At 74.1% G+C, this 14198-nt stretch carries 12 protein-coding genes; 5 read left to right on the top strand and 7 right to left on the bottom strand.

The features are described 5' to 3' along the window. Positions 1-548, top strand: a 548-nt coding sequence (locus tag DKL51_RS08945) for an FHA domain-containing protein (protein WP_148097756.1), incomplete at its 5' end; no start/stop codon positions are given. 60 nt (positions 549-608) lie between these two features. On the opposite strand, the gene rocD is transcribed toward DKL51_RS08945, so the two are convergent. From rocD to DKL51_RS08930, 3 genes are all read right to left on the bottom strand, one after another. Beyond that, positions 609-1823 carry an ornithine--oxo-acid transaminase gene (rocD, locus tag DKL51_RS08940; RefSeq protein WP_185734757.1) on the bottom strand — a complete coding sequence of 405 codons (1215 nt, stop codon included), beginning with the start codon at positions 1821-1823 and terminating at the stop codon, positions 609-611. Beyond that, positions 1823-2638, bottom strand: a complete 816-nt coding sequence (gene ddaH, locus DKL51_RS08935) for a dimethylargininase (protein ID WP_185734756.1) — start codon at positions 2636-2638, stop codon at positions 1823-1825. The genes rocD and ddaH overlap by 1 nt, the downstream gene beginning before the upstream one ends. Before the next feature lie 382 nt (positions 2639-3020). Continuing rightward, on the bottom strand, positions 3021-3683 hold the full coding sequence (locus DKL51_RS08930) for a DMT family transporter (protein WP_109944247.1): 663 nt from the start codon (positions 3681-3683) through the stop codon (positions 3021-3023). Between the two features lie 159 nt (positions 3684-3842). Between DKL51_RS08930 and DKL51_RS08925 the strand changes: the two genes are divergently transcribed. Further along, positions 3843-4682: an Fpg/Nei family DNA glycosylase gene (locus DKL51_RS08925; protein WP_109944246.1), complete on the top strand. Its 840-nt coding sequence runs from the start codon at positions 3843-3845 to the stop codon at positions 4680-4682. On the opposite strand, the gene DKL51_RS08920 is transcribed toward DKL51_RS08925, so the two are convergent. Then, positions 4675-5514 (bottom strand): helix-turn-helix domain-containing protein, encoded by an 840-nt coding sequence (locus DKL51_RS08920; protein ID WP_109944245.1) that lies wholly within the window; start codon positions 5512-5514, stop codon positions 4675-4677. The two genes, DKL51_RS08925 and DKL51_RS08920, sit on opposite strands and share 8 nt — an antisense overlap. Before the next feature lie 114 nt (positions 5515-5628). On the opposite strand from DKL51_RS08920, the gene DKL51_RS08915 reads away from it, so the two are divergent. Beyond that, entirely contained in the window at positions 5629-6222 is a 594-nt protein-coding gene (locus DKL51_RS08915) for an NADPH-dependent FMN reductase (RefSeq protein ID WP_109944256.1), read from the top strand. Positions 6223-6261: 39 nt separating this feature from the next. On the opposite strand, the gene DKL51_RS08910 is transcribed toward DKL51_RS08915, so the two are convergent. The 3 genes from DKL51_RS08910 to DKL51_RS08900 form a co-directional block, all read right to left on the bottom strand. Then, positions 6262-7140: an aminoglycoside phosphotransferase family protein gene (locus DKL51_RS08910; RefSeq protein ID WP_109944244.1), complete on the bottom strand. Its 879-nt coding sequence runs from the start codon at positions 7138-7140 to the stop codon at positions 6262-6264. 67 nt (positions 7141-7207) lie between these two features. Next, positions 7208-8590, bottom strand: a complete 1383-nt coding sequence (locus DKL51_RS08905; protein ID WP_109944243.1) for an FAD-dependent oxidoreductase — start codon at positions 8588-8590, stop codon at positions 7208-7210. A 59-nt stretch (positions 8591-8649) separates the two neighbouring features. Continuing rightward, positions 8650-9798 (bottom strand): carboxylate-amine ligase, encoded by a 1149-nt coding sequence (locus tag DKL51_RS08900; RefSeq protein ID WP_109944242.1) that lies wholly within the window; start codon positions 9796-9798, stop codon positions 8650-8652. Positions 9799-10000: 202 nt separating this feature from the next. On the opposite strand from DKL51_RS08900, the gene lysX reads away from it, so the two are divergent. Both lysX and DKL51_RS08890 read left to right on the top strand, forming a co-directional pair. Then, the gene (lysX, locus tag DKL51_RS08895; RefSeq protein WP_243420696.1) at positions 10001-13336 is read left to right on the top strand and encodes a bifunctional lysylphosphatidylglycerol synthetase/lysine--tRNA ligase LysX; all 3336 of its coding nucleotides are present in this window, start codon (positions 10001-10003) and stop codon (positions 13334-13336) included. Then, complete coding sequence (locus DKL51_RS08890) at positions 13333-14022, top strand: DUF998 domain-containing protein (RefSeq protein ID WP_109944241.1); 690 nt, start codon at positions 13333-13335, stop codon at positions 14020-14022. Before lysX ends, DKL51_RS08890 begins: the two co-directional genes overlap by 4 nt. Positions 14023-14198 lie beyond the last annotated feature (176 nt).

Here is a 14198-nt window from a genome sequence, read left to right as displayed (position 1 = left end):
GGGCAGGTGGGTACGCCGTTGCGCAGGCCGGGCAGCCGCCGCCCAGCCTGCGCAACGGCGTACCCACCTGCCCCCGGCACGGTGCCCGGCTCGGTGACGCCGGGCCGCGGCCGCGTACCGAGGTGCTGGCGGTGCGGATCGGCGGGATGGTGCGCCGGCGCTTCGTGCTCACCGAGTCCCAGCCCGTGCTGGTCGGGCGGGCTCCGGAGCAGTCCGGCGGGATCATGCTCGGTCAGTGGCTCAACGACGAGGCACGGCGCTGGGTCAGCCGCAACCACGTCCGGTTCGAGCTGCGGGTGGGCGAGGTGATCGTCACCGACACCAGCACCAACGGCTCGGGCATCCGGCCGCGTGGCTCGATGGCCGAGCCGGACCGGCTCCCGCTCGCCCCGCAGCAGTCCCGGGTGCTCGGCGAGGGGGACGTCGTCGAGCTCTATCCGGGGGTGCAGATCGGCCGGGCCGACGAACTGCCCAGCGCCGCCCCGTTCACCCCCGCCTCGGTGATGGCCGAGGCTCCCACCATGGCGATGCGCCTCCCGCGCGTCTGAGGCCGACGAAGAAGGGCGCCGGGACCGTCGCGGTCCCGGCGCCCTTTCGCGTACGCGGAATCAGCCGGCCAGCACCGCGGCGAGCTGCGCCACCGCGTGGTCGATCTCTTCCTCGGTGATGACCAGCGGCGGGGCCAGCCGGATCGTGGAGCCGTGGGTGTCCTTGGCCAGCACGCCCCGCTCCATCAGCCGCTCGCAGGCCTGCCGGCCGGTCATCAGCGCCGGGTCGATGTCCAGGCCGGCCCAGAGGCCGCGGCCCCGGACGGCGACCAGGCCCTTGCCGACCAGCGCCTGCAGGCCGGCGTGCAGCCGGGCGCCCAACTCGGCCGAACGCTGCTGGAACTCGCCGGTGGCCAGCAGCCGGACCACCTCGGTGGCGACGGCGCAGGCCAGCGGGTTGCCGCCGAACGTCGAGCCGTGCTGGCCGGGCTTGAGCACGCCCAGCACGTCGGCGTCCGCGGCGACCGCGGAGACCGGCACGATGCCGCCGCCGAGCGCCTTGCCCAGCAGGTACATGTCCGGGGTGACGCCCTCGAGGTCGCAGGCGAACGTCGCACCGGTCCGGCCCAGGCCGGACTGGATCTCGTCGGCGATGAAGAGCACGTTGCGCTCGGTGCAGACCCGGCGTACGCCCGGCAGGTAGCCCTCCGGCGGCACCACGACACCCTGCTCGCCCTGGATCGGCTCGAGCAGCACCGCGACGGTGTTCTCGTCGATCGCGGCGGTCAGGGCCGCCAGGTCGCCGTAGGGGACCACGGTGAAGCCCGGGGTGTACGGCCCGAAGTCGGCGCGGGCGTCCTCGTCGGTGGAGAAGCTGACGATGGTGGTCGTCCGGCCGTGGAAGTTCCCCTCGGCCACCACGATGTTCGCCTGGCCGGGGGTGACGCCCTTGACCTGGTAGCCCCACTTGCGGGCCACCTTGATCCCGGTCTCCACCGCCTCGGCGCCGGTGTTCATCGGCAGGACCAGGTCCTTGCCGCAGAGGTCGGCCAGCTCACGGCAGAAGTCGGCGAACTGGTCGTGGATGAACGCGCGACTGGTGAGCGTGAGCCGGTCGAGCTGCGCGTGCGCCGCCTCGATCAGCTTCGGGTGCCGGTGACCGAAGTTCAGCGCCGAGTAGCCGGCCAGGCAGTCCAGGTAGCGGCGGCCGTCCACGTCGGTCAGCCACGAGCCCTCCGCGGAGGAGATCACCACGGGCAGCGGGTGGTAGTTGTGCGCCGTGTGACGCTCCGCGTCCCGCACCGCGGACGGCGTCCGCAGCATGTCGTCGATGATCACTTGACTGCCTTTCCCTGACGGAGTCGCAACGTGCAGCATTTCGGTCCGCCGCCGGCCTTGCGCAGCTCGGACAGGTCGATCCCGATGGTCTCGTAGCCCCGGTCCCGCAGCTTGGCGGCCAGGTCGGTGGCCTGCGCGGGCAGCACCACGTGCCGGCCGTCGCTGACCGCGTTCAGCCCCAGCACCTCGGCGTCGGCCATGGTGGCGTGGACGGCGTCCGGGAAGAGCCGGCGCAGCACCGCGCGGCTGCCGGGCGAGAACGCCTCCGGCAGGTACGCCACGGTCCGCTCGTCGAGCACGGTGAGCGCGGTGTCCAGGTGGTAGAAGCGCGGGTCCACCAGCTGCATGGTGATCACCGGGTAGCCGAAGACCTCCTGCAACTGCGCGTGCGAGGCGTGCGCGGTACGGAAGCCGGTGCCGGCGAGCAGGTGGTCACCGACCAGCAGGACGTCACCCTCACCCTCGTTGACGTGCTTCGGGTCGTACATCTCGAAGCCGGCGGCCTCGAACCAGGCGCGGTACGCGGGGGCCTCGTCGGCGCGCTGCGGGTCGCGGAACTGCACCGCCATGGCCTTGCCGTCGATCACCGTGCCGCCGTTGGCGGCGAAGACCATGTCCGGCAGCCCGGCGACCGGGTCGATCAGCTCGACCTCGTGACCCAGGTCGAGGTACGTCTGGCGGAGCTGTTCCCACTGCCGGATCGCCAGGTCGGCGTCGACCGGCGCGGTCGGGTCCATCCACGGGTTGATCGCGTAGTCGACGGCGAAGTACGTCGGCCGGCACATCAGAAAGCGCTGGCGGATGGCGTCCATCGTCATTGTCCTGCTCCCAGGGGTCGGGCGCGCCCGGCCACCGTCGGTCCACGGGCTGGCGCCGTGGTCCAACGGTATGCGGCGCGGGCCGACGACATCCACCGCGAGAAGTTGCGTGCAGCGACGCATCGTTGCGTCTGGCCGTCCTTCGGCGGTGGATCGTTGCGTCATCCCGGTCCTGGCTGATGAAGTGCCCGCCGCCCGCGTCCGACGGCACGGGACGACCGGCCGACACCCGGGAGGGCGTCGCCGTGCCGAACCGGGCCGGAACACACTTCGGGGGCGGCGAACCGCCGCCCCCGAAAGAGGATGTGCCCGGCTGGTGAACCACCAGAGCTGATCGGGCGTGCCGGCGCTGCGCCGGCGGCCCGGACAGTGCCCGTCAGATCACCTGGTCAAACTGTGAATCAAGCCACTCCCGGAACCGGCCCACCCATTCACCGTCGGTGGTCGGCCAGTCGAACTGGCCGGTCAGCGCCACGACGCCCAGCACCACGGCGGCGAGGCCGACCAGGATGCCGATCAGCGCGTCGGTCTTGCCGGCCACGTGCCGGCGGCGGGTGGCGATGAGACCGAGCACGGCGAGGACCGCGCCGACCGCGCCGAGCCCGACGCCGTACCCGGCGAGGGTGCCGCTCAGCACGAAGAGCGCCCCCACCACGGAGACGATGAGGCCGAGGGTGGCGAGAAGGCTGGCCCGGGGCTTCGGGCCGGCGACGACCGGCACGGGCTCCGTGCGGCCGTCCACGTCCCGGTCCACCGGCCGCTCCATCGTGTGGTCCCGCTCCAGGTCCACGGTGCGCTCCAGGGGATCCGGCTCGACCGCGGCGGCCCGGCGATCCGCCTCCGCGGCGCGCTCGCGGTCCGTCGCCGCGGCGCTGCTCCGGTACGTGCCCCGCTCGTCGTCGCGGCCGGTCATCACCGGCTGCCCGGCCGGGGCCCCGGCCCGGTCCATCGTCACCGTCCGGTCCCGGTCGTCGACGCGCCCGTCGCCGTTCACGTCCTGCTGAGGCGCCCGTGTCGTGCGGCGCGACAAGATCTTCACTTCGACACCTCCTGATCCGATGCGTGGAGGCCGCGGAAGCGCAGTGGCAGCCACGCGTAACAGCTCGGAGGTACCCCGTCACGCATCGGTCGACACCCGTCGACGGACCGCAGGCTTCCTCGTGCCTCGATGCGCGGCGGTCGGGCTACGGTTGCCGACGTGCCCGAAGGACACACCATCCACCACCTGGCCGCCCGGCACGCCGACCTGTTCGCCGGCGACAAGGTGCACGCCGGCAGCCCGCAGGGCCGCTTCGCCGACGGTGCCGCGCGGTTCACCGGCACCGTCCTGGACGCCACCGAGGCGTACGGGAAGCACCTGCTGCACCACTACGCCGGTGAGCTGACCCTGCACGTCCACCTCGGGCTGTACGGCAAGTTCACCGACGGCGTCGGCGAACCGCCGCCGCCGGTCGGCCAGGTGCGGCTGCGGCTGACAAGCGACCGGCACTGGCTGGAACTGCGCGGCCCGACGGCGTGCGAGCTGCTCACCCCGCCCGAGGTGGCGGCGCTGCGGGACCGGCTCGGCCCGGACCCGCTGCGCGACGACGCCGACCCGGGACGGGCGTACGCCCGGATCTCCCGCAGCCCGACGCCGCTGGCGGCGCTGCTGCTGGACCAGTCGGTGGTGGCCGGCACCGGGTTGATCTTCGTGACGGAGGCGCTGTTCCGGGCCGGGCTGCCGCCCCTGCTGCCCGGGCGGGACCTCACCCCGGCCGGCTGGGCGGAACTCTGGGCCGACCTGGTCGACCTGATGACCCTCGCCGTCGAGCGGGGCCGGATCGACACCGTCCGGGACGTCCACCTGCCGGAGGCGATGGGGCGCGCGCCCCGGGTCGACCGGCACGGCGGCGAGGTGTACGTCTACCGCCGCCCCGGCGCGCCCTGCCACGTCTGCGGGACGGAGGTCAGCCGGGGCGAGCTGGCCGGCCGCAACCTCTACTGGTGCCCCACCTGCCAGGCCGGCCGGCCCGGTCCGGCCGGTCCACGCGTCAACTGACCGAGCGGAGGAGGCCGCGGGATCGCCGGCGCAGCCGCTCGACCGCCGCAGCGGTCGCCTCGTCGGCGGGCAGGAGGACGACCAGCTGCTGCGCGTCGGTGCTCCGCAGCTCCAGCTTCTCCCGGTGCCAGCGCAGCTCGTGCCCGGCGGGATGGGCGAGCCGGAGCGGGACCGGCGGCGGGGGCAGGTGGTGGTGGAGCCGCCGGGTGAACTCCTGCCCGGCGACGGGGGCGAGGTCCGCCCTGAACCACTCCGCGGTCTCCGCGGACGGCCCGAGCCACAGGTCGAAGACCTGCTCGTCGGCGACCTGGTCCCAGTCTGGGAAGACCGTCCGGGCGCGTGGATCGGTGAACACGTAGCGCGTCAGGTTCGGCGTCCCGGTGCCGAGCAGCCCGATCTCGCCCATGACAAGCTCGAACCCGTCGGTGTACGCGAGGACGTCGCCCAGGCGGTTGGTGACGTAGGCGGCGCCGGGTTCGAGCAGTCGGAGGGTCTCCCGCACGGTGGGCCGGACCTCACGGTCGGGTGGCGCCGGCCGCCGGCGCCCGGCACAGGTCCCGCCGGTGATCTTCGCGAGGTAGCGCAGGTGGTGCCGTTCCCCGGCGTCGAGGCTCAGGGCGTCCGCGAGCGCGTTCAGCACCGCGGGCGACGGGTTGCGGTCCCGTCCCTGCTCGATCCGGGTGAGGTACTCGACGCTGATCCCAGCCCGCGTGGCCAGGTCCGAGCGGCGTAGGCCCGGGGAGCGGCGCCGGCCCCGGTCCGACAGGCCGAACGACTCCGGCTGGATGCTGTCTCGCTTGGCTCGGACGAAGTCGCCCAACGGCGTACCCATGGGTGGGAAGTCTAGGGCGGGCGGCGGCCGCGGTGGCCGTCGTAGCGTGGCCCTGCGAGGGCCAGCCTGCGCCCGGTCTGGTTGCCGCCGCCGCGACGGCGGACCGTGGACGGCATGAGCGAGAAGCACAAGTTGGTCATTGTCGTCGGGAGCGTCCGCGAAGGCCGGTTCGGGCCGGTCGTCGCCTCCTGGGTCGCCGAGCGGGCGCGGGAGCACGGTGGGTTCGACGTCGAGGTCGTCGACCTCGCCGACGTAGAGATCCCGCTGTCGTTGCCGGCGGTCCCACCGAAGTTCGCCGGCGATTCGTACCCGCGTCCGGCGGGGATGGCGCCGCTGACCTCCCGGCTGGCGGACGCCGACGCGTTCATCCTGGTCACGCCGGAGTACAACCACAGCTACCCTGCCGCGCTGAAGGCGGCGATCGACTGGCACTTCACCCAGTGGACGGCCAAGCCGGTGGCCTTCGTCAGCTACGGGGGCGCGGCCGGCGGCCGGCACGCCGTTCTCCACCTGGAGAACGTCCTCACCGAACTGCACGCGGTGACGATCCGCGACGGTCTGGCCTTCCCGAACTACTTCACCGGGTGGGAGGACGGCCGACCGCTGGACCCCGAGGTGCCCGGATACGCCAAGACCCTGCTTGACCAGCTCGGCTGGTGGGCCGCGGCCCTGCGGGCGGCCCGCGACGCGGCCCCGTACCCGGCCTGACGCCGGGGCTCCTGGAGTGAGCGGTCGCACGGGGACCGCTCACTCCATGCCGAGCAGCCAGCGGACTATCTCCACCTGGTGCGGGAAGATCTGGTCCTCGGCCATGCTCCAGGCCAGCGTGTGCACCACGGCCCAGCCGCGGACCCGCTCCCGGTCCAGGCCCAGCTCGGCGCTGAGCCGGCCGAGCCGGTGCCGGACCGCCGCCGGCGAGTTCCCCAGCTCGGGGCCGCGCACCAGCGGCACCGCCGCGAACTCACGCTCGCCGACCAGCGGCTTCGGGTCGATCACCAGCCAGGGCTCGCGGCCCGCCGCCAGCACATTGCCGGCGTGCAGGTCCTGGTTGACCAGCACCTGCTCGCCCTGGCTGGGCACCAGCTCGGCGAGCAGCCCGAGGGCGGCGTCCAGCAGCACCCGCTCGAACGGCTGGTTCAGCCGCTCCCACTTGGCCGGCAGCCGCTCGGCCCAGCCGTCCGCTTCCTCGGCCAGCGGGGTGAACGGCGGGCCGGCCGGCACGCCGAGCCGGGGGAGCAGCCCGACCGCCACGTCGAGCGCCGCCTCGGACGGCAGCCCGTGCAGCGGGGCGCCGGGCACGCAGCGCTCGACCAGCAGCGCCCGCCGCTCCGCGTCGTGGGCCAGCAGCCGGACCGCCCCCCGACCCGCCCAGTGCGCCAGCGCGGTCGCCTCGTGCACGCTGTCGTCGTCCGGGTACTGGAGCTTGAGCACCGCCGGGGTGCCGTCCGGCAGCTCGGCCGGCATCGCCAGCGACGCGAAGGCGTACGCGAACGGGCGGCCGACCCGCAGCTCCCACCGCTCGACGCACTTCGCCAGCCGGTCCGGCAGCACCGCCAGCCACTCCCGGCCGGCCGGCACCCGCTCGGTCCAGCGCAGCCCCTCGGGAATCTCCACCTCGACAGTCACCCGGCCATCCTTGGCGAGCCCCAGTGACCGGACAAGCCGATTCCGCTCTCGAAGTCGACACGAAGCGTCAGCGGCGGCCGGTGCCGGCGAGGGCGTCGACGGCCTTGCGGGCGGCGATCAGCACCGGATCCCAGACCGGCGCGTACGGCGGGGCGTAGCCCAGGTCCAGCGCCGTCATGTCGTCGACGGTCATGCCGTTCCAGAGCGCCACGGCCAGGGTGTCGATCCGCTTGGCCGCCTCGGACCAGCCGACGATCTGTGCGCCGAGGAGCCGGCCGCTGGGCCGCTCGGCGATGAGCTTCACGGTCATCGGCCGGGCGCCGGGGTAGTAGCCGGCCCGGTTGGTCGACTCGGCGATCACCGAGACGAACTCGAAGCCGGCTGCGGTGGCGTCCCGCTCGCGCAGGCCGGTACGCCCCACCTCCAGGTCGCAGACCTTGGTCACCGCCGTGCCGATCACGCCGGGGAAGGTGGCGTACCCGCCGCCGATGTTGATCCCGGCCACCCGGCCCTGCTTGTTGGCGTGGGTGCCGAGCGGCACGTGCACCGGCAGCCCGCTGACCCGGTGCAGCGTCTCCACGCAGTCGCCGGCCGCCCACACCCCGGGCACGCCGGGCACCCGCATCCGGCGGTCGGTGCGGACCCCACCGGTCGGGCCCAGCGGCAGGCCGGCGGCGTCCGCGAGCGCGGTGTTGGGGCGTACGCCGAGACCGAGCACCACGACGTCGGCCGGCATCGGCCCCTCGGCGGTGACCACTGCGGAGATCCGGCCGTCCCGCTCCTCCAGGCCGGTGACCGTCAGGCCGGTGTGGATCTGGATGCCGACCCCGCGCAGCGAGTCGACCACCAGCTCCGCCATGTCGGGGTCCACGGTGGACATGGGCTGGTCCGCCTGCTCGACGAGGTTGACGGAGAGCCCGCGCTGGAGCATCGCCTCGGCCATCTCGACGCCGATGTAGCCGCCGCCGATCACCACCGCCCGGCGGGGACGGGGCTCGCGCTCCAGCCAGTCCAGCAGCGCCGTCCCGTCGTCGAGGGTCTGCACGCCGAAGACCCCCGCGATGCCGGTCCGCGCCCACGGCGGCTTCATCGGCACCGCGCCGGTCGCGTACACCAGGGTGTCGAAGCCCTCACGGACCTCGCCGCCGGCGTCGAGGTCCCGGGCGACCACCTCGCGCCGGTCCAGGTCGATGCCGGTCACCTCGTGCCGCATCCGGACGTCGATGTGGAACGACTCGCGGAAGGTGGCCGGGTCGCGGGCGATGAGCCGGTCCCGGTCGGGCACCACGCCGCTGACCCAGTACGGGATGCCGCAGGCGGAGAAGGAGGTGGAGTGCCCGCGTTCGAACGCGACGATGGCCAGGTCGTCCCGGTCGCGGCGACGTCGGGCCTGGGACGCCGCCGCCATTCCGGCGGCGTCCCCGCCGATGACGACCAGCCGTTCGGCCACGACGCCATCCTGTCACGCCGAGATCGCCGGCGGCGCCGGCGCGCGGGGTCCGGGCCGGGTCAGCCCCGCGTCTGCCGGGCCACGTCCTCCACCACGTCGATGATCCGACCGGTACGCCCGAAGACCGCCCGTTGCCGCGCGGCGCCGCTGCCGTGCCGGCGCAGCGCGCCCAGCAGGTCGTTGACCGTGGCAAGGTCGCCGTGCCGGTCCAGTTCCGGGCGGACCCGCTCGACCAGCTTCTCCAGCAGCTCCCACGCCGGTCGCAGCTCGCCGTCGATCGGGTCGACGCCCTCGCCCTCCAGCCCGTCGTGGGCGACCCGCCAGTGCGCGGCCACCAGCAGGTGGTGATCGGTCCGGAGGGCCGGCCGACCGTCCGCGATGTCGGTCAGCGCCGTCGCCACCAGCGCCCGGACCAACGCCGCGACCAGCACCGCGTCGTCCACCGACGGGCAGACGTCACCGATGCGGATCTCCACCGTCGGGTACTTCGCCGACAGCCGGGCGTACCAGTAGAGCATCCCCTCGTCGAGCATCACGCCGCTCGCGATGAGCTGCCGGATCAGCCGTTCGTAGTGTTCGTGCGACTCCAGCCAGGGGGTGGGCGCGACGGAGGGCCAGCGTTCCCACTCGACCGAACGCCAGCTCGCGTAACCGGTGTCCTCGCCCTTGGCGAACGGGGAGTTGGCGGTCACCGCCTGCAGGATCGGCAGCCAGGGTCGGACATGGTTGAGGATCTGCACCCCGGTGTCCGGGTCGGGGATGCCGACGTGCACGTGCATGCCGTTGTTGCCGGGGCCGGGGACCAGCAGCCGGTACCGCTCGATCATCCGGTCGAAGCGGGGCTTGTCGACCACCGGCGGGATCGGCCCGTCCACCGGGCCGGTGCCGATGGCCAGCACCAGCACGCCGGCCGCCTCGGCCGCGTCGGCCAGCGCGGCGCGCAGCACGCCCAGGGAGTGCCGGATCGAGGAGAGTTCCAGCCCCGGCGGGCTGCCGATCTCGATCTGGCTGGTCTGGAACTCGCGTTCCACCTGCCCGCGCAGCTCGGCCGGCACCTGCTCCATCACCAGATCGACGGCCGGTACCGCGGTGCCGGTGTGCGGGTCGACGAGGAGGAACTCCTCCTCCACCCCGACGGTGAGCAGGTCGGTGCCGCCGGGGGCGGCGCTCCGTTCCCGCTCCGCCACTGACCCGCTCATCGCCACCACCGTCCGCTCCGTGCCGGTCGCGGCGCCACGCCGCGTCGTCGGGGGGCCATTACCCACCGTGTCGACTCGGGGAAACGCCGTCACGGCGTGTCGTCCCGGCGGGTCCCCGACCGCTGCCGACCTGACATGATGAGCGGTCGCATGCGACTACGATGGGGCGGTCGAACACCTGCGCGTCGCCACCGGCAGCGAGGGAGGGCGCGTGACCCCCAGCACCGCGTCGCGGACGGTGACCGACGCCCGGCGGGCCGGCCGGGACTGGCGACGCCTGGTGCCCCGGGCCTTCGCGGCCCTGCTCTGGGTGATCGCCGTCGTCTGCGCGTTGGCCGCGCTGAGCAGCTCGGCCCGTTCCGGCATCCAACCGGTGCGCACCGCGATCGACAAGCTGCTGCTGCCGGCCCCGGCGAACCTCGCGTACGCGGTCTTCATCGGCGCGCTCGCCTCGGCGGTGCTGCGCCGCAAGCGGCTCGCGTACCGGGTGCTGGTGGTCTACTTCAGCCTCATCCTGGCGGTCGGCGTGCTGGCCGGGGTGCTGTTGCTGACGGTGGGTGCCAACCGGCTGACCGACGACGCCGGCGATCGGCTGTTCGACACCCTGGAGACGGTCGGGGTGTGGGTCGGCATCGCCTTCGCCGCCGCCGCGCTGGGTCTGCTGCTCGCCGCCCGGCGGGAGTTCTATGCCCGGGTGCGCAGCGGCGCCACCTGGCGGGCCCTGGGGGTCTTCCTCGGGCTGGCGGCGGTCTCGGTCGGGCTCGGCTACCTGCTGCTCCTCGTCGAGCCGGGCAGCCTGCGCACCTGGTCGGACCGGCTCGGGTACGCCGTCGAGAAGGTCTTCGGTGGCGCGGTCATGCTGGACGTGACCCGGCAGGGGCAGGCGCCCGGCTGGGTCAACCTGCTGCTCGGCGGCTTCGGCGCGATCGCCTTCCTCGCCGGCCTGTTCACCCTGGTCCGCTCGCAGCGGGCGGCCGCGGTGCTGCACCCGGACGAGGAGGAGCGGATCCGGGAACTGCTGGCCCGGCACGGCGAACGGGACTCCCTCGGCTACTTCGCCACCCGCCGTGACAAGGCGGCCATCTTCTCGCCGAGCGGCAAGGCGGCGATCACCTACCGGGTGGTCAGCGGGGTCAGCCTCGCCAGCGGCGACCCGATCGGCGACCCCGAGGCGTGGGGGCCGGTCATCGAGGCGTGGCTCGACCAGGCCCGCGAGTACGCCTGGACACCGGCGGTGATCGGCGCCAGCGAGGCCGGCGCGCGGGCGTACCACCGGCACGGCCTGAAGGTGCTGCAACTGGGCGACGAGGCGATCCTGCTGACCCGCGACTTCGACCTGGACGGCCGGGACATGCGCCCGGTACGCCAGGCCGTTCACCGGGTCGAGCGGGCCGGCTACACGGCCCGGGTACGCCGGCACGCGGAGATCCCGCCGGAGGAACTGGCCCGCCTGGCCCACCTGGCCACCGCCTGGCGGGACACCGAGCACGAGCGGGGCTTCTCGATGGCGCTGGGCCGCCTGGGCGATCCGGCGGACGGCGAGTGCGTGCTGGTCGAGGCCCGGGACGGCAGCGGCCGGGTGCGGGCGCTGCTCTCGTTCAGCCCGTGGGGCGCGCACGGGCTGTCGCTGGACCTGATGCGCCGGGACCGCACCGCCGAGAACGGGGTCACCGAGTTCATGGTCGCCGCGCTGCTGGCTGCGGCCCCCCACCTCGGCGTCGAGCGGGTGTCGCTGAACTTCGCGGCGTTCCGGTCCGTCTTCGAGCAGGGGGCGCGGATCGGCGCCGGCCCGATCATGCAGCTGTGGCGGCACACGCTGCTCTTCTTCTCCCGGTGGTGGCAGCTGGAGTCGCTCTACCTGTCCAACGCGAAGTACCAGCCGCACTGGACACCCCGCTACCTCTGCTTCGCGGAGCGCCGGGAACTGGCCCGGGTGGGTATCGCCGCGGGGGCCGCCGAGGGGTTCCTCGCCCTGCCCGGGGGCCGGCCCACCCCGCTACACGGGGTGCCGCCGCCCGGTAACGCCGTCGGCTACGTGCCGCCGACGGCGGCGACGGTCCGGGCGGTGGCGCCGGAGCCGGCCCCGGAGCAGCGGCCGGAGCAGACCCGGGTACGCCTGGGGAAGTTGGACCGGCTGCGCGCCGCGGGCGTCGACCCGTACCCGGTGGACTATCCCCGTACGGCGAGCTGCGCGGCGGTGCGGGAGCGGCACGCGGGGCTGGCGCCGGACACCGGCACCGGGGAGACCGTCGGGGTGGCCGGGCGGGTGATGCTGGTCCGCGACCACGGCGGAGTGCTGTTCGCGACGATCCGGGACGGCAGCGGCGACCTGCAGCTGATGCTGGAGCACGACCTGGACCGGTGGCGGGCCACCATCGACATCGGCGACCACGTCGGGGCGACCGGCGAGGTGTACGCCACCCGGCACGGCGAGGTGTCGGTCCGGGCGGCGCGGTGGCGGCTGACCGCCAAGTGTCTGCGCCCGCTGCCCGACAAGCATCGCGGCCTGGCCGACCCGGAGGCGCGGGTCCGGCAGCGCTACCTCGACCTGGCCACCAACCCGCAGGCGCGGGCGCTGTTGCGGGCCCGCGGCGCCACCCTGCACAGCCTGCGGGGGACCCTGGCCGACCGGGGTTTCCTGGAGGTGGAGACGCCAATCCTGCAGCGGGTGCACGGCGGGGCGAACGCCCGCCCGTTCGTCACCCACAGCAACGCGTACGACCTGCGGCTGAGCCTGCGCATCGCGCCCGAGCTGTACCTCAAGCGGCTCGCCGTGGGCGGGGTCGAGCGCGTCTACGAGCTGGGTCGGGCGTTCCGCAACGAGGGCGTCGACTTCAGCCACAACCCCGAGTTCACGGTGCTGGAGGCGTACCAGGCGTACGCCGACTATCACGACATGCGGCACCTCGCCCGGGACCTGATCGTCGGGGCGGCGGTGGCCGTGCACGGCTCCCCGGTGATTTACCGCCCCGGGTCGGGTGAGCCGGTGGACGTCGGCGGCGAGTGGCCGGTGCGGACGGTCAACGAGGCGATCTCGGCCGCGCTGGGCGAGGAGGTCAGCGCCGACACCGAGCTGGCCGTCCTGCACAAGCTCTGCGACGCCGCCGGGGTGCCGTACGACCCGCGGTGGGAACGCGGCGCGGTGCTGCTGGAGCTCTACGAGCGGTTGGTGGAGGCGCGCACCGAGGTGCCCACGTTCTACCTGGACTTCCCAACCGACGTGTCGCCGCTGACCCGGCAGCACCGCAGCGACCCGCGGCTGGCCGAGCGGTGGGACCTGGTGGCGTTCGGGATGGAGCTGGGGACCGCGTACTCCGAGCTGGTCGACCCGACCGAGCAGCGCCGGCGGCTCACCGAGCAGTCGTTGCGGGCGGCCGGCGGCGACCCGGAGGCGATGGAGCTGGACGAGGACTTCCTCGCTGCGCTGGAGTACGCGATGCCGCCCACCGGTGGTCTCGGCCTCGGCGTGGACCGGCTGGTGATGCTGCTGACCGGCCGGTCGATCCGGGAGACGCTGCCCTTCCCGCTGGTCCGCGAGTCGTCTTGAGCCGGCCGGCCCGGGCACTGCCGGCAGTGGCGCTCGCGCTGGCCGCCGTGTTCTACGCGTCGTGGCTGCTCGGGCCGGTGCTGAACCCGGCGTTCGGGCTCCTCGACGGGTACGCCAGCGAGCTGGCCGCCCGGGACCAGCCGCACCATGTGGTGTTCGGGCTGGGTGATCTGGCCACCGGGGTGATCGCCTCGGCCACCGGCGTGGCGCTGGCGTGGCGGGCGCGGGGCTGGTTGCGGCGGGCCTGGTGGGCGTTGTTCGCCTTCGGCGTGGCCACCGCCCTGGACGGCACGGTGAGCGCGATGGACTGCGCGCCCACAATCGACGCCCGCTGCGCCAAGCTGGAGGAGTTGGGGGCGCTGTCCTGGCGGCACGAATGGCACTCCTTCAGCTCTTCCACGGCGATCGCCGCCGGCGTGGTCTCGCTGCTCGCCCTGCTGGTGGCTCGGCGCGGCGGGACCCGGATCCGGTGGGGGCTGCTGGTGGCCGCGCTGCTCCTGGTCGGCACGGTCGGCTCGACGGCGGAGGTGGCCCACCCCGACGCGGCGCTCGGTGCCTGGCAGCGGGTCCAACTGCTCGGCCTCTCCGGCTGGCTGCTGTTCGCCGCCGCCGTGGTCGTCCGCCCCGACCCCGCAGGGGCGACGGCCGGGTGGTCGGGCCGGGCGCGATCGGGGCGCCGGGCGTGACACCGGGTCCTAGGCTGGGCGGCGTGGCGTTGCTGGTGACGGGGACGTGGGCGTACGCGCTCGCGCAGTTCACCGTGCTCGCGGACCGCCCTGTCGGGCTGCTCGCCGGCGCGGCCGTCGTCGCCGCGCTGCTGCTCGCCACGCTGCTCGCGTTCCGGGTGCGGGCGGTTCCGGGC

Origin of the sequence: Micromonospora globispora (assembly GCF_003857015.1) — a bacterium.
GTDB classification, from domain to species: domain Bacteria; phylum Actinomycetota; class Actinomycetes; order Mycobacteriales; family Micromonosporaceae; genus Micromonospora; species Micromonospora globispora.
This window is presented reverse-complemented; position numbering and strand designations above follow the sequence as displayed.

Excerpts from the sequence above, each read along its gene's own strand:
- DKL51_RS08920 (WP_109944245.1), bottom strand. The coding sequence starts at position 5,514 with ATGGGTACGCCGTTGGGCGACTTCGTCCGAGCCAAGCGAGACAGCATC.
- DKL51_RS08915 (WP_109944256.1), top strand. The coding sequence starts at position 5,629 with ATGAGCGAGAAGCACAAGTTGGTCATTGTCGTCGGGAGCGTCCGCGAA.
- ddaH (WP_185734756.1), bottom strand. The coding sequence starts at position 2,638 with ATGGACGCCATCCGCCAGCGCTTTCTGATGTGCCGGCCGACGTACTTC.